At 42.8% G+C, this 25,468-nt stretch carries 24 protein-coding genes; 3 read left to right on the forward strand and 21 right to left on the reverse strand.

Annotated elements, in window-relative coordinates:
* Positions 1 to 71: 71 nt before the first annotated feature.
* The 10 genes from GT575_RS00005 to GT575_RS00050 all read right to left on the reverse strand — a co-directional run bounded on the left by GT575_RS00005 (position 72) and on the right by GT575_RS00050 (position 5,820).
* Complete coding sequence (locus GT575_RS00005; protein WP_161171219.1) at positions 72 to 533, reverse strand: MerR family transcriptional regulator; 462 nt, start codon at positions 531 to 533, stop codon at positions 72 to 74.
* 137 nt (positions 534 to 670) lie between these two features.
* The gene (locus GT575_RS00010) at positions 671 to 964 is read right to left on the reverse strand and encodes a hypothetical protein (protein ID WP_004853536.1); all 294 of its coding nucleotides are present in this window, start codon (positions 962 to 964) and stop codon (positions 671 to 673) included.
* A gap of 35 nt (positions 965 to 999) precedes the next feature.
* Positions 1,000 to 1,545: a hypothetical protein gene (locus tag GT575_RS00015; protein WP_161171220.1), complete on the reverse strand. Its 546-nt coding sequence runs from the start codon at positions 1,543 to 1,545 to the stop codon at positions 1,000 to 1,002.
* 32 nt (positions 1,546 to 1,577) lie between these two features.
* A complete protein-coding gene (locus tag GT575_RS00020; RefSeq protein ID WP_022216316.1) occupies positions 1,578 to 1,994 on the reverse strand; it encodes a hypothetical protein in 417 nt (138 codons plus the stop codon).
* Between the two features lie 119 nt (positions 1,995 to 2,113).
* Complete coding sequence (locus tag GT575_RS00025) at positions 2,114 to 2,383, reverse strand: hypothetical protein (protein ID WP_022216317.1); 270 nt, start codon at positions 2,381 to 2,383, stop codon at positions 2,114 to 2,116.
* Positions 2,380 to 2,826: a hypothetical protein gene (locus GT575_RS00030; protein ID WP_004853452.1), complete on the reverse strand. Its 447-nt coding sequence runs from the start codon at positions 2,824 to 2,826 to the stop codon at positions 2,380 to 2,382. The genes GT575_RS00025 and GT575_RS00030 overlap by 4 nt, the downstream gene beginning before the upstream one ends.
* A 45-nt stretch (positions 2,827 to 2,871) precedes the next feature.
* Entirely contained in the window at positions 2,872 to 3,498 is a 627-nt protein-coding gene (locus GT575_RS00035) for an alpha/beta hydrolase (RefSeq protein WP_161171221.1), read from the reverse strand.
* A gap of 36 nt (positions 3,499 to 3,534) precedes the next feature.
* Positions 3,535 to 3,996, reverse strand: a complete 462-nt coding sequence (locus GT575_RS00040; protein WP_055145633.1) for an NUDIX hydrolase — start codon at positions 3,994 to 3,996, stop codon at positions 3,535 to 3,537.
* A 52-nt stretch (positions 3,997 to 4,048) separates the two neighbouring features.
* Entirely contained in the window at positions 4,049 to 4,993 is a 945-nt protein-coding gene (locus GT575_RS00045) for a DMT family transporter (RefSeq protein ID WP_161171222.1), read from the reverse strand.
* A 53-nt stretch (positions 4,994 to 5,046) separates the two neighbouring features.
* A complete protein-coding gene (locus GT575_RS00050; RefSeq protein WP_004851542.1) occupies positions 5,047 to 5,820 on the reverse strand; it encodes a hypothetical protein in 774 nt (257 codons plus the stop codon).
* Between the two features lie 193 nt (positions 5,821 to 6,013).
* On the opposite strand from GT575_RS00050, the gene GT575_RS00055 reads away from it, so the two are divergent.
* Positions 6,014 to 6,715 carry a DUF6796 family protein gene (locus GT575_RS00055; RefSeq protein WP_161171223.1) on the forward strand — a complete coding sequence of 234 codons (702 nt, stop codon included), beginning with the start codon at positions 6,014 to 6,016 and terminating at the stop codon, positions 6,713 to 6,715.
* Between the two features lie 97 nt (positions 6,716 to 6,812).
* On the opposite strand, the gene GT575_RS00060 is transcribed toward GT575_RS00055, so the two are convergent.
* From GT575_RS00060 to GT575_RS00080, 5 genes are all read right to left on the reverse strand, one after another.
* Complete coding sequence (locus GT575_RS00060; RefSeq protein ID WP_055223562.1) at positions 6,813 to 8,777, reverse strand: oleate hydratase; 1,965 nt, start codon at positions 8,775 to 8,777, stop codon at positions 6,813 to 6,815.
* A gap of 150 nt (positions 8,778 to 8,927) precedes the next feature.
* Positions 8,928 to 10,778 (reverse strand): GGDEF domain-containing protein, encoded by a 1,851-nt coding sequence (locus GT575_RS00065; protein ID WP_161171224.1) that lies wholly within the window; start codon positions 10,776 to 10,778, stop codon positions 8,928 to 8,930.
* 61 nt (positions 10,779 to 10,839) lie between these two features.
* Positions 10,840 to 11,400, reverse strand: coding sequence for a TetR/AcrR family transcriptional regulator (locus tag GT575_RS00070; protein ID WP_055272436.1), 561 nt, complete (start codon positions 11,398 to 11,400; stop codon positions 10,840 to 10,842).
* A 66-nt stretch (positions 11,401 to 11,466) separates the two neighbouring features.
* Positions 11,467 to 13,956: a cation-translocating P-type ATPase gene (locus GT575_RS00075; RefSeq protein ID WP_204987949.1), complete on the reverse strand. Its 2,490-nt coding sequence runs from the start codon at positions 13,954 to 13,956 to the stop codon at positions 11,467 to 11,469.
* Between the two features lie 330 nt (positions 13,957 to 14,286).
* Positions 14,287 to 15,087, reverse strand: a complete 801-nt coding sequence (locus GT575_RS00080; protein ID WP_161171225.1) for an SDR family NAD(P)-dependent oxidoreductase — start codon at positions 15,085 to 15,087, stop codon at positions 14,287 to 14,289.
* A 359-nt stretch (positions 15,088 to 15,446) separates the two neighbouring features.
* On the opposite strand from GT575_RS00080, the gene GT575_RS00085 reads away from it, so the two are divergent.
* Positions 15,447 to 15,911: a MarR family winged helix-turn-helix transcriptional regulator gene (locus tag GT575_RS00085; RefSeq protein WP_004851558.1), complete on the forward strand. Its 465-nt coding sequence runs from the start codon at positions 15,447 to 15,449 to the stop codon at positions 15,909 to 15,911.
* Positions 15,902 to 17,230 (forward strand): MATE family efflux transporter, encoded by a 1,329-nt coding sequence (locus GT575_RS00090; RefSeq protein ID WP_004851560.1) that lies wholly within the window; start codon positions 15,902 to 15,904, stop codon positions 17,228 to 17,230. Before GT575_RS00085 ends, GT575_RS00090 begins: the two co-directional genes overlap by 10 nt.
* A gap of 51 nt (positions 17,231 to 17,281) precedes the next feature.
* Here GT575_RS00090 and GT575_RS00095 read toward each other — a convergent pair whose 3' ends face one another.
* The 6 genes from GT575_RS00095 to GT575_RS00120 form a co-directional block, all read right to left on the reverse strand.
* Entirely contained in the window at positions 17,282 to 17,980 is a 699-nt protein-coding gene (locus tag GT575_RS00095; protein WP_015534106.1) for an HAD family hydrolase, read from the reverse strand.
* Between the two features lie 2 nt (positions 17,981 to 17,982).
* A complete protein-coding gene (locus tag GT575_RS00100; protein ID WP_015534107.1) occupies positions 17,983 to 19,680 on the reverse strand; it encodes an extracellular solute-binding protein in 1,698 nt (565 codons plus the stop codon).
* Positions 19,681 to 19,730: 50 nt separating this feature from the next.
* Positions 19,731 to 20,609, reverse strand: a complete 879-nt coding sequence (locus GT575_RS00105) for a sugar ABC transporter permease (protein ID WP_022215950.1) — start codon at positions 20,607 to 20,609, stop codon at positions 19,731 to 19,733.
* Complete coding sequence (locus GT575_RS00110; protein WP_161171226.1) at positions 20,609 to 22,003, reverse strand: carbohydrate ABC transporter permease; 1,395 nt, start codon at positions 22,001 to 22,003, stop codon at positions 20,609 to 20,611. The genes GT575_RS00105 and GT575_RS00110 overlap by 1 nt, the downstream gene beginning before the upstream one ends.
* 106 nt (positions 22,004 to 22,109) lie before the next feature.
* Positions 22,110 to 23,414 (reverse strand): extracellular solute-binding protein, encoded by a 1,305-nt coding sequence (locus GT575_RS00115; protein ID WP_022215948.1) that lies wholly within the window; start codon positions 23,412 to 23,414, stop codon positions 22,110 to 22,112.
* Positions 23,415 to 23,716: 302 nt separating this feature from the next.
* Entirely contained in the window at positions 23,717 to 25,429 is a 1,713-nt protein-coding gene (locus GT575_RS00120) for a sensor histidine kinase (RefSeq protein ID WP_022215947.1), read from the reverse strand.
* Positions 25,430 to 25,468 lie beyond the last annotated feature (39 nt).

The following is a 25,468-nucleotide window of genomic DNA, read 5'->3' on the forward strand; positions in this document are numbered from 1 at the left end:
AATGCCTTAAAATGCGAATGTAGGGGTTAATTCGTAATATGAATATGATTTAGTTGCATTAACTTTGTCATTCAAGCGACAATTTCTAACGGAATTGCTATGATCAGCATTTTTTTGTACATTTTCTTTCGCTTTTCTTTTTCCTCCATAATCGATGATATGTCATGAATTGTTTTTTGCGACCCATCCTTGAAAGAAGCCAAAGAACTTCTTATGCCTTTAATATTTTCTAATTGTTTCGTTTTTTTCTTGACATCCGCCTGAATATTTTTTTCTTGCTCATCAAGCAAAAGTTCGATTACCTTTTTTGACTCTTCGGATTCCAATATTTCAGCAATATCTTTTATAGAGATATCCAAATCTCTTAAAAAGCAAATCGTTTCCAATGTGGCAACATCCTCTTCGGAGAACAGTCTTCGTCCCCCTTCCGTCAAATCTGTTGGCACCAAAATACCTCTTTCATCATAGTATTGAATCGTTCTTACTGAAACGTTGCACTTCTTTGCAAGCTCTCCTGTTGTGTATAATGACATATCCTGCCTCCTTTCAAGGTCCATATTAGTACATAACGTAGCGTGACAAGCAATATATCACGCTACGTTATTTTTTGATTTTTTCAAATAATCAAATTTTTATATCAAACCAGACAGCGAGAGAAATTCAAATTTGCTTATTTTAACCAAATCGGACCGACAATAAATATTCCCCAAAAGAGAACTGTAATAATGACTAAGGCTTCAGATACAGACCAGTAAATGATTTTATATTTTTTTACCGTAAGAGGATATATAAAATATATCAGTACAACTAATAGCTGTAAAATGATAAATAGTATTGTTTCCTCAACCGTTGCAGATATGAAAAAGTCAGCAGCGCCCTTTGCTACACCCTTACCTATAAGCCAGATATTGACTGCCAAAAAAGAAACGATTGAAAGAATTAGCTTTACACCAAATCTATTCATGTTATTCCCCTCCAAATTCAAATTTTCACCTTATTTTACAAATCAAACAATTGCTCATAATCCACATAATCATCTGAGATTGCCTTAATCGTTAGTTGCGGCTGTGTAGAAACAGCTTTTTTGAAAATATAATATATCTTAACAGGTTCGCTCTCTAAGTCATTCTCTTCAACAAATAATTTTACACATGCTTTATCTCTTGGTAACTCTAACTCGTCATAAGCTTTGATGAATGTATTTTCATCAGCTAACCAATCAAATTTTGCCCAATCACTTACATAACCACAATTTAATATAATGCTAAAAAAATCTTTAATGTTATTTGCTATAATCCCTGCTTGCCCTTCGGAATCCAAATATCCTATTAACGATTGATTTAACAAAACAAACACTCCTCCCGAACCATCACACGCAAATGGTTCCATATCATAATTACACTCACTACATACTATAAGTGATTTCAAATCATCACATAGGATATCATCTTCTGCAAAATCAACACCACATTCACACGATAAATAATCACATAAGTCTTCACTATTTTTAATTTGTTTTATAAATTGAATATCACAATCTCGCATTGCCTTGCCTCCACTAACTTCCGATTTTCACGTTAGGTTTCATCCAAATATATTTCTATTTTGCTGAATACCTTATCTTTACAGAAATCAAACTCAGGAGTCTTTTTGATATAGCTGAATATATCTTCTTCAATATCCTCATTCCATATAGTTCGTTGAAAATCTTTATTTTCTTCCGTTGGAATATATAACACATCCACATGAATTTGATAATACTCTTCCTCATCATTAGGAAATTGTCTAACCAAAGAAAAGTTAAACATAGGTTTTCCTGTAAAAGAATAGGTTCCTGTTTCAAATAAAATCATATCTTCTTTAAGTGGCATATTACACATCTCTTCGAACACGCTTACTATGTGTTCCAGGCTAGAATTATCTGAAATGCTATTTTGCAAATATCCTAATAAACTTTCCTTTGATATCTTCTTAAATCTATCAAATAATCCCATTTGAACCCTCCTGTAATTTGTACTTATAGGCTCAGCATAAGCTCCCAATATCATGTGTGATATATTATTACAACCAAACTCTAACCCATGTTGTAATATCGTTCTGATTCCATAAAAGACTAAATAACCGCCTTGCCTATTTCCTCAGCATCTGCATCAGCAAATAATATAAATTCTTTGATGATTTCATCATATGTATATTGTCTTTTATGTGATTTTTTCATCGAATGTATTATATACTGATTATCTTCAGTGATTTTAACACGAACATAATGATTATTTTTCCAAAAAGATACTCGGCTTCTATATTTCGTATTTTTCTTCCATGCAGCATTTTCTTTTCGCTCATTAGGCGTCAGCGAAGATAAAGGACTGTTGACCAATATCATTTTGCGTTCTTATACGAAAGCAAAATATGGCTTGGCGCAAACAATATTGCTGCGATAAGCAATAGAATTGATCTGCTCATAATTCCACTAAACAAGAACAAAACTGAGGGAATAACAGATAGCGCCAGTGCTCTGAATATGCTGCTCTTCTTAAAGCAAATTATCCAAATTGCACAATACAACACTACTAATATCGCGTCCACAATAAGGTATATGGCAAATGCTTCGTCAGACCACCACCCGAACCATGTTCCAGGAATGTTAATTATCATAAAACCAAAGCAGCCAAACCTTCCTATCTGTTCTGCAACCTCAACAAATTTATTGCTCCATTTGTTTTGAAATCCCTCTTTGCATCTAACTGCAAAAATAATATTGGGTATCATAATAACTGCAATCATTATCAGTCCGAATATATTTAACCAGTCCATAACTTTCTCCATAAATTCACATCACCACATGCCCTTGTCTGGACGCACCACTGAATTTTATCTGATATTATCATAAAATCTCTGCAACACGATCGCCAACTCTTCCGGAGCTTCTATGTTTGCTTCATGACCTGTTTTCGCAAGTTCATGGAAACAGGCGTTGTTCAAATATTGGCAAAGTTCTTTTGAAGTTTTTTTGTTTGCAGTGTCCTTTTCCCCACAAATGAGCAATACCGGACAAGACACCTTATGCAGGGAGTCACTGAAATCCAATTCAGCCATCGTCCCGCACAGGCTGATAACATCCGCTTTTTTGAAACCCATTTTACTGAATGCCGAATTCGGCATAAGATGAAACAACATATTCTGAACTTTCAATAATTTTTGAGGCATTTTATACTGTGCTGCAATTAATACGAGCGCTTTTACTTTATCTGGGTGGTCTATAGCATAATTAAGTGCCAAAACAGCCCCTAGAGAAAGCCCACATAAAACAATTTCATCGTTCACCTTGTCACATTCTGATGAGAATGCCGAATATAATTCCTTATATGTAGCAGATTTTCCTTCTAACATCTCTGCCAAACTTAATTTGACACTACTTTCCGATACCTTCGTTTCTTTTATTACTCTATTCCAACTGTCTGGTTTTTGTCCTAGTCCATGCAAATACAAATACTTCATATATTGTCACTCCTCCTCATGTGGGGACGTTCCTTCTCAATAGAATTCCAGCCTGTGCTCCACCAGCTCACTTCCCTCATATACGAGCTTGAGTGAGAAAAATCTCTCCTCCCCTTCAAGCAACAGCTTCAGAAATATCGCATCCCCGCTCCACGTCGGAAGTGTTGGCACGATCTCTTTATCTATCCATTGAAGATCACCCTCATCGCATATCTGGACATCCCCCTCAAATCCATCTGCGGTGAACAGGCACATAAGCTCATTCTCGCACTCATTGCTTATAAATGTCACCAGACCTCTGAATCGATATGATGTAAGCGTAAGTCCCGTCTCCTCCTTTATCTCCCTGAGAAGGCAGTCTTCAGGACTCTCACCCTCCTCGGCATGTCCACCTACACCGATCCATTTGCCTTTATTAATGTCCTTCTCCTTCTTTGTCCTGTGGAGCATCAGGTATCTTCCATCTTTCTCTATGTAACAAAGTGTTGTCATCTTCATAATTACTACTGTCTCCTTACCCTCTTTTGCACGTTTCATGTCGCAAATACAATTAATCTTTCTCGCTCCGTTCTCTGCTGTTCACTATGTATATTCCTGTGCACACCAGCACCAGCGACACCAGGCTTACCGGGCCAAGTGCCTGCGCACCCTCGCGGAGCAGCCATGCCGACAGTATCACGCCGAATACCGGATTCATAAATCCAAATACTGCAACCCTTGATATAGGATTATACTTGAGCAGCATTCCCCACAGAGAATATGCCACCGCCGATACAAGAGCCAGATATATGAGCATCAAAACTCCACCTGTGGATACGGTGCTGAGTCTGCCTCCCATGGCAAAACCGGCAGCCGACAGAATAATTCCGCCAACTATAAACTGGTAGCCACTGAGCATAACCGGATTGTGTTTTACCGAATATCGCTTCAGGAACACCGATGAAAATGCATAAGCCACTGTCGACAGAAATATCGCACCCTCACCTGACAAGCTCATATGGAAATTCATTCCATTCATGTTTATAAGTACAACTCCCGCAAATCCAACCAGACAGCCAAGCATCTTCTTTGCAGTGACATTTTCCTGATGGAATATGAATCCTGACACTATGATGGCAACGAATACATTTACTGCCTCTATGATGGACGCCTTGACTCCGCTTGTATGTGCGAGACCTATATAAAAGAACAGGTATTGTATGACTGTCTGCAGCATCGCCAGCCATGCTATCTTGCCGGCGCAGCCCTTCTCCGGCCTGATGAATCTTCCTTCCAGCAGACTTCCAAATATCACGGCAAGGATTCCCGCCAGCACGAATCGCATACCGGCGAACAGTATCTGTGCCGACGTATCCGCACTCTCTATATTCCACAGTCCATAACCTATCTTTATACAAGGAAACGCACTTCCCCACAACAGGCAGCACAGCATGGCACCGAACCACACAACACTGGTCTTCTGCATCCATTTGTCGTTTATCTCTATCTTTTTCATATTTACTTCTCTCTCGTGTCTTTTATATCATAGACTAACAACATTATATACGATTATAACTGCCAGTCTATATTCTTTGCATTCTCAGCAAGCAGCAACCTGGTCGCAAGCTCTTCATCATCCAGTTCTACATAGTCACCATTTGCATAATATCTCCACTCGGCTGTCATCTTTTTCCCTGTAAAGTTCGTCTCCCTTATGACCCAGAACTGTTTTGGAGACAATCTCTCCTGATTATTTTTCATCAACGTATAGCACTCTGTGTACTTGCAATTCTTTACTAGTTCCTTGACATCCATAAATGTCTCACGATTCTGAACCTGACATATAAGCAGACTGCAATTCTTCTTTGGTTTTCTCTGTACCCTCTCAATGGATATATCAAACCATGAACACAGTATCATATATATCAATATGTATACAAACAAATATGCTATGGAAAATACGACATCACCTTTATCGCCAATAATCTTGTATAGGAACCATTTATTAAAATAGAACAGGATCACGCCAGTCAGAAATGAACATAAGATCAGATCTGTGAACCACTGGCCGGCTATGATCAGCCCATGTGTGTTACGTGAATCTGATAAAAAGCGCAGTATCCATAGAATCAACAGTGTGCCAACCGCCAACACAAGAGCCGCTATGCCAAGATGCACACCTGAGTCAAATATCCAATGCCAGTTAAGCGGCAATTTTATATGTTTTATATCTTGCAAGAGGTACTGCACATCAGGATTCCACACCGTATTGCCCCAATATATGAATCCCCATACTGCACCTATCACAAATAACAAAATCTCCTTTTTCCATCTTCCCCTCATAATGTACCTCCATTCTTAAGCATCTTTTATTGTATATATATGGAAAGTATATTTTTATACACGAAAAAAGTCAATTTTCTTTCCCCATTGGCGCGACTTGTTTTTGGCAAATATTTCTTCAATTATCTCCTCGTATATGATATGCTCTAGTTAGTTTGTGCTAACCATATAGATTATTTACAAGGGGGATTACATGGAACAGAAAGAAAAAATTAAATACCAAAGGAACTGCCTGCTGGGCGCGCTCGGCGCAGCACTCCTGATCGTGGGGGATCTGTGTATCAGCATAGTACCCGCATCACCCGCGGACAAAGGACTTTATGTGAGGGGGGCATATCTGAACGGGGATTTCCAGCTGTGGAGAGTGGCTCTGCTGCTTGTGACAGGTCTTGTCGGTATGTTCTTCTATGCATTTGGCATAGACGCCATATCGGAGCAGATACTTCCCAAGTACCGCAAGACGAGGGCACTCGTCAAATACGCAGGGCTCATGTATGTCGCGTCCGCCGCGACACTGCATTTTCTCGTGGGAACACTCGCTTACTGGGTAACCTATCTGTCTGAACACATTGGAAGAGAACAGGCCATCGCATATTTTGACGACTACTACAATCTGCTCTTTCCAGCCGTCAGCATAGCGTACATACCTACGGCACTGCTCATGCTCACAAGTCTTATATCGCTGCTGGCAGGCAGAACTGTCATGAAGAGGAGCATGATCGTATTTCACATCATCACATGGCAGCTTATATTTGTGCTCATTCCTGACATCAGACAGGCCATGGGCGCCGACATATCCACACTGGATTATGTATTCAGTCAGGCATCAGGAAACACCGCCTGCCTCATCTGGCTAGTTGCCAGCTTTGTATATTCTAAAAGAAACAGCAATTAACAACCGTCTCCAAACTAATTCAAACATATAAAAAGTTCCATGCATCTGCACCGTGCAGACACATGGAACTTTCTTATTACTCTATATTAACTTCAACCTACAGCATACCCTCTTTTATGATATCGTGGTCTCTCAGTACCTTTTCAATCACCGTGCCCTGGATCTTCTTAAGTATAGGTCTCTTGAGCTTGTTCAAAGGTCCAAGATTTATCTCAAGCGGAGATTTGCCATCCATGAGCTTCACGCTGCTGTCCAGCAGTTCACGGATATCGTACACACTTCCCCACACCTCAGGAACACCTCTGTCCACGCCGAGAAGTCCATACACAGCCTCCATGGCTGTTCTGACAGAATACTCTGTGGTGAACACTGTGTCACGAGGAGTGTCGGCGAACTGTCCGAGGAATGCAAAGTTGGTGCATCCATCCGGAATTACGTCTGGTCTGTCGCCCTTTGCCCTTGGCATGAAGAATGCGGTGATATATGGCATCATAGTTGGCACACAGACTGCGCTGTTTGTGGCCAGTTCCTCGATCTCATCTTCTGGCACTCCCAGATGATAGAGCCACTCCTCCGTGATCTCCTTACCGGTACAATCCTTCATAGGCTTCTTGATATAATCGCCCGGAACATCTGTGAACAGGCCATATACCCATACACACACCTTATCCTTGTCCTGGGTCTTGAACTGTCCCTGTCTGTTGATGGTCCAACTCATCAGCCAGCTTGAATCCTGACAGCTCACGATACCACCCGTGACAACCTTTCCTGTTCTCGGATCACGCTTGCAGATATCCACGATGTATGGGATGATCTTGTCGTCAAGCGTTGTTACTGTGGCCGACTCCCAGTTTGTCTTAGATATATCAGAACAGAACTTCTCAGGATGGCCAAATGAAGGATCCTGTGCAGCTATGTTCTTCCACAGGCTCCAGCAGCCGCTTGTTCTCACCTCTGCGTCACCATTTGGCGCATGATTCTGATCACCGTAGATAGTTCCCTCCGTGCAGCTTCCATTTGTGACAAATACAAGATCGTTCTCAGTGAGCGGGATCCCCTTCTCAGTTCCGTTTACCCTGCACTCGATGGTCTTTGCTATCTTCTTGCCGTCTCTCATGTCAAATATGACATTTGTGACCTCCGTGTTGTACTGGAATGTCACGCCCGCCGCCTCAAGATACTTCACCATCGGAAGGATCAGCGACTCATACTGGTTGTACTTCGTGAACTTGAGGGCCGAGAAATCCGGAAGTCCTGAGATGTGATGTATGAATCTCTGGAAGTAAAGTTTCATCTCCAGCGCACTGTGCCAGTTCTCAAATGCGAACATCGTCCTCCAGTACAGCCAGAATGTTGAATCAAATACCTCATCGTCAAATACATCCTCTATCGTCTTGTCATACAGATCCTCATCCTTTGTCATGAAGAGCTTCATGATTTCCATACAGCCCTTCTGGCTCAGATTGAATTTGCCATCTGTGTGGGCATCCTTGCCTCTGTTCACTGTTGCTCTGCACAGTGAGTAATTTGGATCCTCCTTGTTCAGCCAGTAATACTCGTCAAGAACCGATGCCCCTGGTGTCTCTATGGAAGGTATACTTCTGAACAGATCCCACAGGCACTCGAAATGGTTCTCCATCTCACGTCCACCTCTCATGACGTAGCCTCTGGCAGGATCAAATATTCCATCGCACGCACCGCCCGCTATATCCATGGCCTCAAGAATATGGATATGTGAGCCCGGCATCTGTCCGTCACGTACAAGGAAGCAAGCTGCTGCCAGTGATGCAAGACCACTTCCCACTATATATGCGTTCTTGTCATCCACACCCTCTGGCTTTCTCGGTCTGGCAAATGCCTCGTAGTTACCATTTGTATAATAGATTCCCTTACTGTTCTTCTCATGCTTTCCGCGCTCCGTATTGCGGTACTCAGCATGTTCAGCCGCAGCCTTATCCTTCTGAACTTTTGCCTTATTATGATTTTTAACTGTGAGAGCTGCTGCTCCTGCGCCGGCTGCTGCCACCGCTGCTATCCCGATTCCCAATTTCTTCTTTGACATAAGCAATTCTCCTTTCAGTTTGCCGTCTATATCCATCTCATGCCCCTATAATAGCTTGCCCAATTTTTATTTCATATTTACAAAAAAAGTGGAATGATAAAATTTTTATCATTCCACCCGTTTTGTATAACTCTATATTGCATATGTACTCTAGCGATACCTTCTATCGCCGCCCTTCTGCCTGTAATATGCCGCCTTGTTCTCGTACATTCTCTCATCTGCAGCCTTTACTATCTCGTCAAATGACTCCCAGTCCTTCTCATCACTTGACACATAGCCACATGATATCGATACGGATTTCACCAGCTGTCCAGACCATCCACGCACAACGTCATCAAACTCCTGCTGCACTCTCTTCAGCCTTCTGGTATTTACAAAGATGATGGCTGCAAATTCATCACCGCCCATCCTGTACACCTTACCATAGTTTCCAAAACACTGCTCCATACACTCGGCAGCACCCTGAAGCAGTTCATCTCCAGCCGCATGTCCCAGGGTATCATTCACTGGCTTAAGCCCATTTACATCCATGGACACATACACATATACAGAATCCCCCGGAAGCTCCCTGACATCATCTATATATGCGCTCCTGTTATAACATTTTGTGAGCTCATCTGTATAAGACCGTCTTATCAGCTTCTGCTCCCGTTTCTTATCTTCATCTATGTTTCTGGTAGTAAATATGACTTTTAAAGGACGTCCGTCCTCGTCAACATCTATCGATATAAATGACAGTCTGAACCATCCAAGATCCTTCACCATGAACTCACCTGATACAATCTTTTTCTTGATCAGCCTGTCCCCAAGACTATCAAGATCCATGAATTTCTGGGCACTTGCCTGATGTTCATCCACAACCACCTTATGAACGATCTTCCTCATAAGTTCCTTCGCCCCTGCTGCCCGCTCACCAGCCCTCAATATCAGGTCTCCTGCGGTATAGAGTGCAAATGTATCATGTTGAAGATCAAGCATATGCATGCTGTAATACATCCCCGACATGGATGTCAATATTGACAGCTGTTCATTTCTCTCCCGGTTCGCATGTATCACCTTCATCACCATGCTTACCACCAGGCCGGCGGCAAAACACAGATACAGTGCCATGATAACCATGATTGCCATATTACTCCGGCTATTCACATCCATTCTATATATGACCCCGATCACATACTCTCCGGATCTTCGGAATACACATCTGTTTCTAAATCCATTAATCCTTCTTATGCCTGTAAAACTGTCTTCATCGTCCGGCAACATATCATCAGTCACCGAAATGCCGATCTCATCAAGAGTAAGCCCTACTACCGGTTCATATGAACATCCATATATTTCTCCCGATTCGCCATCTGCCACTACAACACTCAGTCCATCATACATAGGCATATTGGCAACCACCGTGGATATCTCATTCTGTTTTACTTCATTCAGAAGTCTTCTCGGCTCGATTCCAACCTGTATCATCTTGGTTCCATCGTCGTTCCATGTTATTGCATACATCATCTTCTTACCCTTTGATGTGTTCGGAGTGACATCCTGACACATGGTGAGATTCTTGTCATCAAGCATCGGCTTGAAATACGCCATCTGCTCCCCGGAATCAAAGCTATATCCAAAATATTCGGGATTGGTACCAGCATATATCACGCCATCCGTATTAAACAAATGCACCTCATCAACAGATATAAGTGCAGCAATCTTGCGGAGCTCCTCCACATCATTTGCCACCTCAGGCTTTGCATCAACTATATACGCCACAGCCTTAGCCCTGACCATATAATCCTCCTTGAGAGAGTCTATCAGATCATCCTCACTTGCTTTATTCTTCTCAATTACATTGCTGACCTGATCCAACAGCACCTGCGAGGTCCTGTCAAAACTCCTGTTATTGATAAAGCTGAGTATGACCGCCTGGATGACCATCGCAACCAGCACGATCCCCCCTGTTATCAATATTATCCCTGGCAATCTCTTTTTCATATCTGATGTTTGACTCATAAGCGCTCTCCCGTATATCCCCGTAGTAACAGTTTTCTTTATCCTAATCTGTCTTCTGCTTTTACATCTCGATTTCAAAATTATGAATAGAATTTGCTATATTTCCACGAAGCGTGGTGCTAAGCTGCTCCACTATTTTATGATAATCGTCTTTCATCCCCTTGTCTACCCAGTCAAGCATAATCCCCACAAATCCATACTTGTAAAAGTCTGCGATGAACTGCTTATCAGCCTCCGAAAGATTATCCCCTGCACATTTCTCATCGACTACATCCGCTATGAGCTGATACGACAGCTTATACAGATAGTTTTCTATCTTAGCCTTATCCACCGACCTGTATATATTTGCGATAAATGGCTTGTTCTCCAGCACAGCCTCAAACACCTGTATCATGCCCTCCTGCCAGGTATCGTAGGTCTTCTTATCCTTCAGCGCCTGCTTTCCATCCTCTATACACACCCACTCGGCAAGCTCATATATATCCTGAAAATGATAATAGAATGTCATTCTACTTATCCCGCAGTCTCCAGTGAGATCCGCTATTGTTATCTTGTCAAATGGCTTTTCTTTGAGCAGTTTCTTAAGCGAAACTTCAAGCGCCTTCTTCGTTGTATTCGCCATCTTACACCTCCTCACAATCTTTTCCCGGGGACGGAGGTACCTGTCCCCATTTTTTTCGACAATTCTCTACTTAAAAATGTTATATTTCCTTATCCTTCTTCTGATCTTACGTCTGTTCTTCTCGTCTCCAAAGAAGCTGCTGAGCTTTTCAACAAACAATGTCAGATACCTGAACATGGATTCCGCCGCAAATGCAAATACAACCATGAGCAGGAAACATATGTTGGATATCGACTCTATGGCAAACAGCCTGCCGAGGAAAAGGCCACAGAACAGCAGTCCGATTATGTTGATAAGAAGTACACCATACTTCATCTTGTTGAACGGATGGCTGATCTTGATTATTATCATGAATCCGACAACCGCAAGAAGCATTGTGCCGGCTGTGGCTATGTCCTCACTCGGGAGATTGAAGACCTGTCCGCAGATTACAAGTGCTCCGACCGACAACACATCCGTGAGTCCTGCAGGCAATGCTTTTAACATGACATTTACCATAAAGTTTCCCTCTATACGATCCCTGTTCGGCTCAAGTGCCAACAGGAATCCCGGCAATCCTATGGTGAACATGCTTATGAGCGATATCTGTGAAGGCTCCAGCGGATATGTGATCGCAAATATCGCTGAGAATATGGCCATCAGCAGTGAGAATATATTCTTAACAAGGAAGAGGCTTGCTGATCTCTGTATATTGTTGACCACCTGTCTTCCCTCAAACACCACATATGGCATACGTCCGAAATCCGAATCCAAAAGCACCGTCTGTGCCGCCTGCGCAGCCGCCTCACTTCCGGATGCCATTGCGATACTGCAATCAGCATCCTTCATTGCGAGTATATCATTTACACCATCACCAGTCATGGCAACCGTGTGCTTCTGTTTCTGGAGCGCCCTGACTATGAGCTGTTTCTGTTTAGGTGTAACTCTTCCAAATACTGTATATTTATCCACAGCCTCAGTTATATCCTTCTCAGACGCCAAAGTGGACGCATCCACATAGTTCTCCGCTCCATCTATGCCTGCCCGCTTTGCCACCTCTGATACTGTGGCAGGGTTATCTCCGGATATGACTTTTATGGCAACGCCCTGCTCTTTGAAATATGTAAATGTGCTCTCCGCATTTTCCCTTATTGGATTTGAAAGCACTATATAACCAATAGGAGATATGCCTCCTAATGGTCTTACCGAACCAATAGAATCCTCTCCTGACTCCGCCATAAGAAGGACTCTGTATCCCTTGCTCTGGTACTCCTCTATCTCTTCGGATATATCCTCATACCTATCCTTCATTATAAACTCCGGAGCACCAAGCATATAGTCTCCCTCGACAAATGACACCTTGCTGTATTTGTTCGCCGATGTGAAAGGTTGTGTCTTGAGCAGTGTCCTGCTGCCCTTCTCTATCTCATTCTTAGCCACATAGGCTCTGATTGCCTCCATTGTGGCATTGTTGTCCTCAATGACCGCCGAGTAATCCGCCAGCAGATGCGCAAATGCTCTCTTGTCCATCTCGGCATCGCCGCATCTGCCGCTTATCACCAGCTCTGTAACCTGCATACCCGGCTCAGTGATGGTTCCGGTCTTATCCACACAGAGTACATCGACTCTCGCAAGTGTCTCTATACTCTTCATGTCATGCAGTAACACTTGTTTCTTCGCAAGTCTTATTGTGCTGAGCGCAAGCGCAACAGTTGTGAGCAGATAAAGTCCTTCAGGGATCATTCCGAGAACCGCCGCAACCATCGATACAACACTCTTCTTGAATGTCTCTCCATTCATGATATACGCCTGGCAGAACAATATGATTCCCACTGGTATGATGATGATTCCAACCCATTTTACAAGCTTGTTGATGTACCTGATCATCTCTGACTGTTCGCCATCACCCATGGCCTTCGCCTGGGCTGTGAGCTGTGATATGTATGACTCATTGCCCACCTTGTCAAGCTTGGCATAGCACTGCCCGGACACCACAAAGCTTCCGGACATGAGTCGATCACCTGATTTCTTCTTGATCTCATCCGACTCACCGGTGAGCAGGGCTTCATTTACCGATATACTGCCGCTGAGCACCGTAGCGTCAGCACATATCTGATTGCCTGCCGACAGAATGATGATATCGTCCTTAACCAGTTCCTCTGATTGTATCTGCTGTTGTTCTCCGTCTCTCACAACTATCGAATGCGGCGCATTTAACATGCTCATCTTGTCAAGAGTCTTTTTTGCACGCAACTCCTGAAATATTCCTATAACCGTATTGCCTATGATGACCGGCAGGAAAGTCAGATTCCTAAATGAACCAACGATACATAGCAGCACCGTAAGTATGAGGAATATAAGATTGAAATATGTAAGCAGATTGGACTTGACAATCTGCCCCACTGTCTTCTGCGTACTTATATCCGTGTGATTGGTAAGTCCCTTGTCGATCCGTTCCCTTACTTCCTCCGATGTAAGGCCAATGATCGGGACTCCCCGTGTATCCAGATTGTTTTCTGAGTTTGTATCCAAATAAAACACCTCTTCCTGTGTATATGGTCGGCAAATGTTATGCATCGAGCAGCATTTTGCATCGACTGCCCATGACATCTCATGATTTCTTTAACAAAGTTCTATTATAAGTACTCCAAGTAAGGTTATTCAAGGATGATGGCAGATATTTCATATTTTTTTAAGAAACCTTGTGTCTTATTAACGACAAGCGGACAACCATCTGGTTTGAGATATAGTTGATGACTGAGTCGGCTAAACAAAATGAGCATAACACATTTCCCATCTGGGTATTATTGTGTTACGCTCATTTTTTATGCAAGCCGCGAACCAGGATCCGCATCTACATCATATTCTATTATCATAGCATAAGCCATATTTGATATATTGACTGCACTATGGTCTCTGTCCCATTGCGCCCTCAAGTGTGATCGTCTCACCACTCATGTACTTGAAATCCGGTGATGCGAGTGCCACGCACGCACGTCCAATCTCCTTCTCTACGTCTCCGAAGTGTCCCATTGGCGGCATCTTAACATTTGCCTTGAACGCATCCGGATATGCCTTCTCAAAATTCTCAAGCTGTGATGTCCATGCGAGAGGACATACTATATTGACATTTATTCCGTCAGCTGCCCACTCTGTAGCTGCAACTCTTGTAAGGCCCCTGATGCCTTCCTTCGCTGCCGCATATGCGCACTGTCCGTAATTTCCAAAGAGGCCTGCACCTGATGCAAAGTTGATGACTGAACCCTTTGTCTCCTTCAGATATGGATAGCATGCCTGCATATAGTAAAATGCAGCGTAAAGACCTGAATATATGGCAAGGTCAAACTGTGCTGTTGTGTGATCTGCGATGGTAACGCCTGATGCAGATGCCTGCGCATTGTTGATGAGCACATCTATTCTTCCAAATTCCTTAACCGCCTGCTCCACAACATTCTTGACAACGCTCTCATTGTCCGCACCTGCGTTTACATCAGCCTGGACTGCAAGAACCTTGATTCCATATTTGCTCTCAAGCTCTGCCTTTGCATCCTCAAGCTTCTGGACATTACGACCTGTAAGTACAAGATTAGCACCTTCCTTGGCATATGCTGTCGCTATTCCGTATCCGATAGATCCACAGCTTCCATCGCTGAGAACTGCACGTCCGCCTCCTGTTATTATCGTTGTCTTACCTGTTAAAAAACCCATATGTGTACACTCCTTCCCTAGCCATGACTACTTTCTTCACACCGCATAGATTTCTGTCAACCATAACATATATCTATAATTTCATAGCCCATGTCTATTATTATAGCCACACTACCTACCCAAAACAACACCTTCACATACCTTTAAATGAAAATATTTATGCATATCTTTACTTAACCCACTATCCTGTCCTCTTATTAAAATTTATATAAACTTGCTTGACTAAATCCGATTTCGGATTTATATTGGATAGTGGTGCTTTCCCGATCAAATATCATATATTTTAAGAAAATACTTTCTCATTGCTATGGGTTTAAATTTGCACCCCAATAATAACTAAAGGAGTTTTTTCATATTTTATGATCGCATATAAAGACAGTCATTTACAAGAACAGCTACGCATATTTAACACCCTCTGGAAAGCTCAGGACGATATCTGGCAGGAGGCGGCAAGAAACTCCGGGCTGCCTGAAACTGCTTTCTGGATAATTTATATATTGACCATTGAGAATAAAGCTGAACTTACTCAGGCAGAGCTATGCGACACATGGTTCATACCCAGACAGACATGCAACTCTGCTGTCAAAAAACTGGAAGGCAAGGGACTCATTTCTCTGACAACACACAAAGGTGCAGGGAACATCAAATATTTATCACTCACGGAAAATGGAGTCTCATTCGCCAACAAATATATTACGCCACTGACAAATGCTGATATTTCATCATTTTCGAGTTTTACGGATGAGGAAAGAGAACTTCTGCTCTCACTCATGCAGCGTCAGCTCGATTACCTTAAGAAAGGAACTGAAGGATTATGGAAATAAGACTTTCTGATTCATTTACATATAAAAAGCTTATAAGATATGTGCTGCCGTGCATTGCCATGATGATCATGACATCCATCTACAGCATTGTGGACGGCTACTTTGTCTCCAACATCATAGGCAAGAATCCATTTGCAGCGGTCAATCTGGTCATGCCTGTGCTGATGGCGATATCCGCCATAGGATTCATGATCGGTACGGGAGGCAGCGCACTGACTTCATATTATATGGGGCTCGGGGAAAAGAAAAAGGCAAATGAAGTATTCTCGATGCTGGTGTGGCTTATCATCATCTCGTCCTGCATTGTGGCAGTCATAGGATTTGTCTTCATGCCCCAGATAGTCGAGCTCCTCGGAGCCAGCGATACTATACGCTCAGACGCCATATTATACGGAAGAATACTCATTCTGTCAGAGCCGTTTTTTATGCTTCAGAACAGTTTTCAGAGTTTTCTTACAACGGCAGAGAAACAAAACCTTGGTCTGCTGGTTTCAGTACTTGCGGGTATCACCAACATGGTACTTGATTTTCTTCTCATGTTTGTGTTCCGCCTCGGCATAGCCGGAGCTGCGGCTGCCACAGTGTGCGGACAGATTATAGGAAGTGTAGTACCGCTCATATATTTTGCGACCAACACAACAGGATCGTTAAAACTGACGAAAGCAAAGTTTGACTGGAAGTGTATCTGGAAAGCCTGTGGAAACGGCTCTTCTGAGATGCTTACCAACCTGTCCACATCCCTTGTGTCTGTGGTCTATAACCTGCAGCTTATGAAACTTGCGAATGAAAATGGTATAGCAGCATATGGTGTGATAATGTATGTGTCATTCATATTCATGGCAATATTCTTCGGTTATGCCATCGGAGTCACGCCTATCATCGGTTATAACTATGGTGCCGGTAACAAAAAACAGCTGCACAGCCTGCTTAAAAAAAGCCTTGTGATCACCGCCGTCACAGCCATAACAATGACGGTTTTGTCCGAGGTTCTGGCACTCCCTATCGCAAGAATATTTGTTGGCTATGATGATACACTATGCCGTATGACCCAGACCGGTATGATGCTTTTTTCCATATCATTCCTGTTCTGCGGATTCAACGTATTTGGCTCAGGTTTCTTCACAGGTCTAGGCAACGGGCTTGTATCCGCAACCATATCTTTCCTCAGAACACTGGTGATACAGCTTGCAGCGGTGTTGATGCTGCCTATGGTGTTTGGCATCAATGGAATCTGGTGTGCTGTGGCCGTAGCGGAGGCTGTGACCCTTGTCATAACTATCACCTTCCTTATAAAAAATAAAAAGAAATACGGATATTAAACAAAATAAGCCGGAGTATGTGATTTTTAATTGTCACGCACTCCGGCATTTTTACATCGCCCTATTCACTATGTTCTTAAGTTCCGGATAGCTGGACACAGCCAGTACATCCTCGTCCGTCTTGTTCTGCAGCGACAAATACCACACCGGTGTCATTCCAGCATTTTTCGCTCCCATGACATCCTTCTTGTAGCTATCGCCCACATAGATGACCTCATCGTTCTTTACGCCCAGCTTTGTAGCTATCATATCGAACATCCTGCGGTTCGGCTTTTCTATACCAGCCTCCTCGCTTGTTATCATTGCGTCAAGTCTGCCCGTAAGTCCAAGTCTGTCTATCTTCCTGAACTGGATATGCGCAGTCATATCTGTACAGATACCAATCTTTATTCCTCTGGCTTTCATATCATCTATAAACTCCAATGCCCCGGGGAATATGGATATCTTGTTCAGGAAATTGTTCCAGAAATAGTTGTACACCTGCAGGTCATACTTAAATGGTGATACCCCCAGAATCTCCAGCATCTTCTGGAAGTACAGCACCCTATTGTGCTGCGCCGCCATATCCCAGGCAGAGAGCTGATCCTTTACCATGTCTCTGCCTTCTTCAAAGGCTTTCATCACTGTCACTTCATCTATATGAAGAAGTTCATTTGCCACATATCTCACAGTGTCTTCCACTGCCTTATCATTCTCGTGAAGGCAGTCGTATAATGTATCATCTAAATCAAATACTATTGCTCTTATCATATCTACCGGCACTCCCTTCGAACTTCATCGGTGATCGTTGTTCCACCGGACTTATACCAGTTGTCCACAAAACTGTCAAATTCATCCAGATCTGCTTCACCTGTAACTATCTTCAGGTAAGTATTGCTCTCCAGATTCTCAAGGTGCCACCAGTCTGACACCATGGTCTCAGTCTCACCGAAGTACAGAGATTCGACTTTATTTGTACGCGCATCATTGAGGATCTTGCATGCAGTTATACGGGATGTATATGCCGCCCAGTCCTCCGATGACGCATTATCTTCATTCTTGAGATATGACTCACACGCCTCATAATAAGATTGTTCCAGCAGATTCAGATCATCCGGCTGCCTTATGCCAGAGAACACGTGGTTCAGCTCGCCATAGCATATCTGAAGTGCATTGTTGTAGTCCACGTTCATTGCAAGTGGTCTTGCGGTAGGATCCACATTGAGTTTGTAGTAATCCTTTATAGCCTGATTGTCTTTGTCCTCATATCTTACATAGTCGAACAGCACACTTATTATCTTGCACACTATCTCCGGGTGCTCATATCCCTTTCTGACTACCACGAAGTTGCCATATGGAACCTGAGTGTGATAACTCGTTGAGTCGTTTTCCTCTGTGGCAAGCAGATATGGTTCCCACTTTGCTGTTGGATCGGCCGCTACAGCGTCCATAAGAGGATTATTTGGCGCCCACCATGGTCCAAAGAATGAACCACACTGTCCATTCACTATGAGTTCTATTATGTTGCTGCTTGTCCGCATGAGGAAATTCCGATCCAGAATCCCTTCCTCGTACATCTCATGTATATGCTCCAGAGCCTTCTTTGCCTCCGGCTGTACAGAACCATACACAACCTTTCCGTCCTCATCCTTTATCCACTGTTTCGGAAATGCCCCATATGCGGCAAATACAATGTCGAGTGTGTACTCGCTGCTATAACCACAACCGCCGCAGAGACTTGTGTCTGCCACCAGCCCTACGGTACTTCCTACACCATTATTTCCCGGATCTTTCTCAATAAACTGCCTGATGATCTCCTCCGCATCCGAAAGTGTTCTCGGAGCCTCAAGTCCCAGCTTATCCATCCAGTCTTTTCTAAGCCATATCAGATTTGGTCCATCTGATATATTTGTCTCAGGTATGGCCATGATACGGTCATCAAATGTGACTACATCCATAATACTGCTGCCATAACTCTTATATATGTTCTTTATCGTTTCACTCATACAGTTGTTATAACTGTCTGTGAGATCCTCGATCATGTCATTTTCCACCAGATACTGCAGCTCATCCATGTCCTGGACGATCATCACATCCGGAAGATCCTTCTGTGCTATCACCATGGATACATTATCATCATACTGATTATCAGCAGCCTCAAATATATCCTGGTTCTGCACATTTAAGATTTCATTTAATATCTGTGTGTATGCGTTATTTTCATACGTTTCTCCCTGTGGGAGATTTGAATTATTTGCACCGGACAGCTTTCCCAGGGTATAGGTGAGCTGTTCCGGATACCTTCCAAGCGGCGTTGTCTCCGCAATATGCATGGCAGACTCATATTCTGCATCTGTGGTCGCCTTAGACGGGTTGGAGGGGGTGTTATTGTCCTGGCAGCCACATATTATTATAAGGGTAATTGTTAGCACACATGTTATTATTTTTTTCAGATACTTCATTGCTGGCATATGCTTTCCTCATTCCACTTAGGTTTTGCAAATAATTTCATATATTATCCTTAACCCTTTACGCCTCCAGACATGCTATCCTTGTAGCACTTCTGCATTATCATAAAGAGAATGATAATCGGTACGGATATCAGCACTGCGCCAGCCGCAAATGAGTTGAACCAGTTGTACACATACTCTTTCTCGAGCATGTTCCAAAGTCCGATGGATACTGTGTAATAGTCCTTGTTGGCTCTGCATATAACCTTGGCAAACACAAAATCAATCCATGGTGCAAGGAACGAATTCAGAACCGTATAAACTATGATCGGTCGGCTGAGTGGTATGATGATCCTTGTAAATGACTGCCATCTTGTAGCACCATCAAGGTATGCTGCTTCTTCCAGCGACTTTGGTATAGTATCAAAGAATCCTTTGGCGATATAGAATCCAAGTCCTGAACCGCCTGAATATACGAGTACCAGAGCAACCCTGATGAGTGAGCCTTCTGAAAGTCCCAGAACCTTAAGGATGTAATACACAGCTATCATAGCCATGAATCCCGGGAACATTCCAAGGATAAGTGCCACATTCATAAATGGCTTTCTCAGTCTGAAACGCATTCTTGACATACAGTATGAAACTGCAAGCACGAACGCTGTTGATATTATACATGAGAAAATTGCTATTATCAAAGTATTCTTGAACATCTGCATGAAATTCAGAATACCTGTGTCTGTAAAAAGCTTTGTATAGTTTGCCAGAGTCAGAGACTTTGGCAGCAAAGTTGAAACATACTGTCCTTTCTCTCCTCTGAAGCTTATCATGATTATCCATGCGATCGGCAATACCCAGATAACCGAAAGGATTACCAGTATGATATGAACCACGATGTCTCCCAGTGTCCATTTGCTTCTTGCTTTAATCTCATTATTATTTGATTTAGCCATTACTGAAATCCCTCCTCATCTTTATATGATGCGGTGTTGTGGTAAGTTACCAGTGACACAACAGCGAGAACTATGAATGTCATTATACCTATAACAGCACCTAAGTTGTAGTACTGATTATCAACCGTCAGCTTATAGAGCCATGTGACAAGAAGATCTGTCTTTCCGGCAGTCTTTCCAACCGGGGTAGGCGCTCCATTTGACAGAAGGTAGATAACGTTAAAGTTGTTTATATTTCCTGCAAATGTTGTTATCAGATATGGTGCTGTGACAAACAACATATAAGGAAGAGTGATCTTGAAGAAGATCTTTACCGGGCCTGCTCCGTCAACTCTCGCAGCCTCGTATATCTCCTCCGGTATGCTCTGGAGAATTCCTGTGACCTGCATGACGGTAAATGGAATTCCTATCCAGATATTGATGACAATTACCATGACTCTGGCAAGTGTTGCATTGCTCCAGAATGGAATAGCATTGTCGATTATTCCGTTATTTATAAGTAATGTATTGACGATACCATTCTGACTGAAGATCGTTCTCATCAGAAGAAGTGATACGAATTGCGGAACCGCTGCTGAGAGCATGAAGATTGCTCTCCACATACCTTTTGCCCTGGTTCCCCTTCTGTTGATCACCATTGCGAGTATCATTCCAAGGAAGTAGTTACTGAATGTGGCTGCCACAGCCCAAACAAGTGTCCAGCCAAGCACTGACCAGAATGTACTTCCTATTGCATCACTAAAGTTCAATATCTTTGCAAAATTCTTCAGTCCAACCCAGTTGAATATAACTGTATGTGAATCAAGCTTGCTGTAATTTGTAAATGCCATAAATATCATGAAAACCAATGGCAATATCGTAAATACAACGACTCCAAGTACAGGAAGTGGAAGAAGGAATGCATGAAGATTGCTGTCAAACAGACTCTTCACATCGTCCTTGAACTTTGGAACCTTTTTGCCTGTATCCCACAGGCAATACGCTTTGTATGCGCTCTCTATACTTACTACCCAAAGGCAGATGAATGCGAAAATTATAAACAGTGTTGCCACACCGTACAGGAGCATGAGCAGAGAGTTGTCACCCTGGGTATATTCAAATACACCCTTTGCATCATTCCAGACCTTCTGCTGTTCCTGACCACCCAGATGGAAGATATCCACCAGTAGTGATGCTCCATGCTTTATCATAAACCATATAAACAGTACCTCAAGTACCAGGTACGAAAATCCCTTTACAAACTGTTTTCTGACTATGCTTCCAAACCCCAAGATCAGAAATGAAATTCTGGTAGCTATGTCTCCATTTGCCGCTGCCTGTGCAACGGTATATGGGTAATCAGATCTTCGTATTTTCTTTATTTTGCCTTTTTTATTTGTTATAGCCTGAGCCATCCTAACACCTCCGTCTCAAAGTAAATCATTATCTCTTCTTATTACAAGTGCCCCATCACCTGTAGATGAATGGAGCACCTGTTTTTGAAATATATAACTAGTATTTTTACTGTGCTACATCAGTGTTAAGTGATGTGTTGAATGACTCTGTCATATCTGCTGCGTTGTCGTGTGTAACCTCACCATTTACGAGAGACTTACCAAAGTTTTCTGCTGGTGTCCAGTAGTTGCTCATCTTAGGAACAAATGGCTGGATGAATGCTGTTGTATCGAATGTAGCATTCTGAGCTGTTACAAGTGCATCGCCCTTAACTGCATCGCTCTCAAGAAGGCTTGTGTTACATGGAACGATGTTTCTTGCTGTATAGTGTGACTCCTGTGATGCCTCATTTCCAAGGTAGAGCGCAAGTGCAACTGCAACCTGTGGATACTCGCAGTTAGGATTTACAGCGATTGCCTTTGATCCTGCAAATGAGAGGAGCTGCTTGTCCGCACCGCCGATCTTGGCTGTTGGCATAACTGCGATTCCGAGATCATCTCCAAGTGCATCGTGTAATGCCGCGTAGTCCCATGAGCCTGAGAACATTGCTGATATTGAACCATCTGTCATACCTGAGATACCAACACCTGACTCATCGTTTACAAAGTTCTTGTTGTTTACAAGATCTACCAGGTAGTCTGTAACAGCCTTGCCGTTGTCACCACCGAAGTTGATTCCTGCATCATTGTCTGTACCATCACCGAATAATGTTCCGCCATTTGCAAGGTAGAATGCTGCGATGTACCATGAGTTTGAGAGTGGGAATGAAACCTTACCCTTCTCAAGCATTGTGTCAAGGCTCTTTACATCATCCTCTGTAAATGTCTTCTTGTTGTAGTACATAAACCATGTATTTGTTGTAAATGGCACACCATAGATACCTCCATCAACTGTGATAGAATCTACGATCGCCTGTGAATTTGTTGACTTAACATAATCTGCTGTGCTTCCGCCGAGCTCTGAGATAGCACCTGCATCGATCAGAGTCTGTAACTGGTCATTTGCGAACATGTATACATCTGCTGACGCTGAAACATCCTGTGTTACAGTCTTTCCAGCATCACCCTCACTACATGTACCATACTCAAATGTGATATCCCAGTTTGGATGCTCTTTCTTGAATGCCTCACATGTTGTCTGTAACCACTCGCCGTAATCAGGTGACTGATCCTCAGCTGGTCCCCAGACTGTAAGTGTTGTCTTGATTGCCTCTTCCTCTGAAGCTGCCTCTGTTGCATCTGTAGCCTCTGATGCATCACTCTTTGCTGCTGCTGTTGTTGACTCGTCCTTTCCTGAATCTCCACATCCTGCCAGCATTGACATTCCCATTACACCCGCAAGTGCAACTGCTGCAAATCTCTTAACTCTCATAACCGTTCCTCCTTAAAAATATAGTTTTGATTGAATGTTTTTAACACCTTTGCAGTACCTTTACCTTATGTCATTATTATAAGAAAACGTTTCCAATCCGTATATATCAATGATTTTAGAATCATGTTGGATTTTTTAGATATGTTGAATTTTTTTGATGGGCGGGCGCCGCTCCGGAGTGTGCCGCGGAGATCCGCCGTTATGCATTGTTATTATGTCCACAAAAGTATAAAAAAATGTACCTCTTGAGCTTTAATTAGCTTCAAAAGGTACATCCACTCTTCGTATTTTTTATAATTTTTCTAGTTTTCTACTCTCTTTGGGAAGTGGAGCATTACTTTCGTGCCGGCTCCTGGGGTGCTTTCGATCTTCACCGCGTACTTCTCTCCATAATATAGCTTGATCCTCTCGTTTACATTTGACACACCGTAGCCATTGGACGACTTCGACAGGATCAGGGCGGCCTGGGTCTTTGTCATTCCGATACCGTTGTCAGATACGGTAAAGTCAATGAAATCTCCATTCTCCTTTCCCTCTATGCGTATCTCTCCTCTGCCGTCAGTCTTGACGTCAATTCCATGTCCTATCGCATTTTCAAGCAGCGGCTGGAGTATCAGATTCAATGTTTCATATTTTAAGATACTGTCATCTATGTCGTACACCACATCAAAGCTGTTGTCATGCATGGCAAGCTGGATATCAAGATACGACTTGATATTTGCTATCTCATCTTTGACAAGCAGGATGTTTTTTCCTTTGTTCAGGGCTGTCCTGTAGAATGTTGACAGAGACAAGGTGATCCGGCTTATGTCTTCCTGCTCCGCCTCAAGGGCTTTCCAATTGATCATAGACAGAGAATTGTACAGGAAATGCGGGTTGATCTGGGCCTGAAGTGCCCTCATCTCGTATTCTTTTTCCTTGATCTTGCTCTGATATACCTCATTGACAGTCTCATCAAGGCGCTTACTCATGCTGTTGTAGCCATTTATAAGATCACCAATCTCATCTGTACTGTCATTTTCTATAACCATGCCCAGATTTCCTGTCTCGGTGGCCTTCATAGTCTTCTGAAGATTTTTGATTCGCTTCGTTATAAATTCTGATACCATATTTATACATAATATACCTGCGAGCATACTTACCAGAAGTGCCGCCACCGCTATTATAAGTATCGGACGAACCGATGAGATTATAAGTTTGTTCGGTTTGTATACACATATGTTCCAGCCGGTCGCCTTGGACGTCTTATCTATGAACTGATACCCTGAATTTTCCATCTCTCTCAGAACATCGAATTTATCCACATCCAATTCATATGCTGACTGCTCATCGGCAAATGTATTCTTGTTGAATATCATATGTCCATACTCATCCTCTATGATAAGCCCATAATTATCAAACATTGTCTCTGTATAAAACGGTTGAAATACACTGTCATAATCCACGCCTACATACAAAACGCCCTTGGCACCTTTCTGCTCCAGCATAGCCATCCGGCTGACTGAAAATGCAGTTCGGCTTTCCAGATCAATATGCCAGTGTATATTGTTATCCAGATCATCATATGCATGCGTTCCATCCGCCAGATCTTTTAACGGTGCAACTGTTGACCCATGTTTCACATCACTGGCATCAGTATATATCGTGACCTGGTTTACATCCTCATGGAAATACATGATTGATGCCAGCAGAGGATCGATCACCGTACTGAACTGCTCATAATTCTGATATGCCGATTGATCTGCGCTCAGTATCTTTGCAATCGACTGGTTATACGATATATATTTAGAGAGGTTGTTATATATCTCCAATTCATTGTCCATAGAATCCGTGGTCTGGCTGACATAAGATTCCAAGATTGTTGTCTCCCGGGCCCACAGGATCTTTTTCATCTCCATATATGTTATACCCAGTATTATCATAACAGGCACAAGTCCGGCCAGCAGATAAATAACAACCATTTTGCCAGTCAGCTTCATATCACGAAATCTCTTCTTGACTCCACCTTTGTTCATCTACGATCCCCCTGCTTAACGAGTTCTGCAATCGTCCTT

The sequence above is a fragment of the Coprococcus sp. BIOML-A2 genome (assembly GCF_009875795.1).
Classification (GTDB): domain Bacteria; phylum Bacillota; class Clostridia; order Lachnospirales; family Lachnospiraceae; genus Coprococcus; species Coprococcus aceti.

Excerpts from the sequence above, each read along its gene's own strand:
- GT575_RS00005 (WP_161171219.1), bottom strand. The coding sequence starts at position 533 with ATGTCATTATACACAACAGGAGAGCTTGCAAAGAAGTGCAACGTTTCA.
- GT575_RS00010 (WP_004853536.1), bottom strand. The coding sequence starts at position 964 with ATGAATAGATTTGGTGTAAAGCTAATTCTTTCAATCGTTTCTTTTTTG.
- GT575_RS00015 (WP_161171220.1), bottom strand. The coding sequence starts at position 1,545 with ATGCGAGATTGTGATATTCAATTTATAAAACAAATTAAAAATAGTGAA.
- GT575_RS00020 (WP_022216316.1), bottom strand. The coding sequence starts at position 1,994 with ATGGGATTATTTGATAGATTTAAGAAGATATCAAAGGAAAGTTTATTA.
- GT575_RS00025 (WP_022216317.1), bottom strand. The coding sequence starts at position 2,383 with ATGATATTGGTCAACAGTCCTTTATCTTCGCTGACGCCTAATGAGCGA.
- GT575_RS00030 (WP_004853452.1), bottom strand. The coding sequence starts at position 2,826 with ATGGAGAAAGTTATGGACTGGTTAAATATATTCGGACTGATAATGATT.
- GT575_RS00035 (WP_161171221.1), bottom strand. The coding sequence starts at position 3,498 with ATGAAGTATTTGTATTTGCATGGACTAGGACAAAAACCAGACAGTTGG.
- GT575_RS00040 (WP_055145633.1), bottom strand. The coding sequence starts at position 3,996 with ATGAAGATGACAACACTTTGTTACATAGAGAAAGATGGAAGATACCTG.
- GT575_RS00045 (WP_161171222.1), bottom strand. The coding sequence starts at position 4,993 with ATGAAAAAGATAGAGATAAACGACAAATGGATGCAGAAGACCAGTGTT.
- GT575_RS00050 (WP_004851542.1), bottom strand. The coding sequence starts at position 5,820 with ATGAGGGGAAGATGGAAAAAGGAGATTTTGTTATTTGTGATAGGTGCA.
- GT575_RS00055 (WP_161171223.1), top strand. The coding sequence starts at position 6,014 with ATGGAACAGAAAGAAAAAATTAAATACCAAAGGAACTGCCTGCTGGGC.
- GT575_RS00060 (WP_055223562.1), bottom strand. The coding sequence starts at position 8,777 with ATGTCAAAGAAGAAATTGGGAATCGGGATAGCAGCGGTGGCAGCAGCC.
- GT575_RS00065 (WP_161171224.1), bottom strand. The coding sequence starts at position 10,778 with ATGAGTCAAACATCAGATATGAAAAAGAGATTGCCAGGGATAATATTG.
- GT575_RS00070 (WP_055272436.1), bottom strand. The coding sequence starts at position 11,400 with ATGGCGAATACAACGAAGAAGGCGCTTGAAGTTTCGCTTAAGAAACTG.
- GT575_RS00075 (WP_204987949.1), bottom strand. The coding sequence starts at position 13,956 with ATGCATAACATTTGCCGACCATATACACAGGAAGAGGTGTTTTATTTG.
- GT575_RS00080 (WP_161171225.1), bottom strand. The coding sequence starts at position 15,087 with ATGGGTTTTTTAACAGGTAAGACAACGATAATAACAGGAGGCGGACGT.
- GT575_RS00085 (WP_004851558.1), top strand. The coding sequence starts at position 15,447 with ATGATCGCATATAAAGACAGTCATTTACAAGAACAGCTACGCATATTT.
- GT575_RS00090 (WP_004851560.1), top strand. The coding sequence starts at position 15,902 with ATGGAAATAAGACTTTCTGATTCATTTACATATAAAAAGCTTATAAGA.
- GT575_RS00095 (WP_015534106.1), bottom strand. The coding sequence starts at position 17,980 with ATGATAAGAGCAATAGTATTTGATTTAGATGATACATTATACGACTGC.
- GT575_RS00100 (WP_015534107.1), bottom strand. The coding sequence starts at position 19,680 with ATGCCAGCAATGAAGTATCTGAAAAAAATAATAACATGTGTGCTAACA.
- GT575_RS00105 (WP_022215950.1), bottom strand. The coding sequence starts at position 20,609 with ATGGCTAAATCAAATAATAATGAGATTAAAGCAAGAAGCAAATGGACA.
- GT575_RS00110 (WP_161171226.1), bottom strand. The coding sequence starts at position 22,003 with ATGGCTCAGGCTATAACAAATAAAAAAGGCAAAATAAAGAAAATACGA.
- GT575_RS00115 (WP_022215948.1), bottom strand. The coding sequence starts at position 23,414 with ATGAGAGTTAAGAGATTTGCAGCAGTTGCACTTGCGGGTGTAATGGGA.
- GT575_RS00120 (WP_022215947.1), bottom strand. The coding sequence starts at position 25,429 with ATGAACAAAGGTGGAGTCAAGAAGAGATTTCGTGATATGAAGCTGACT.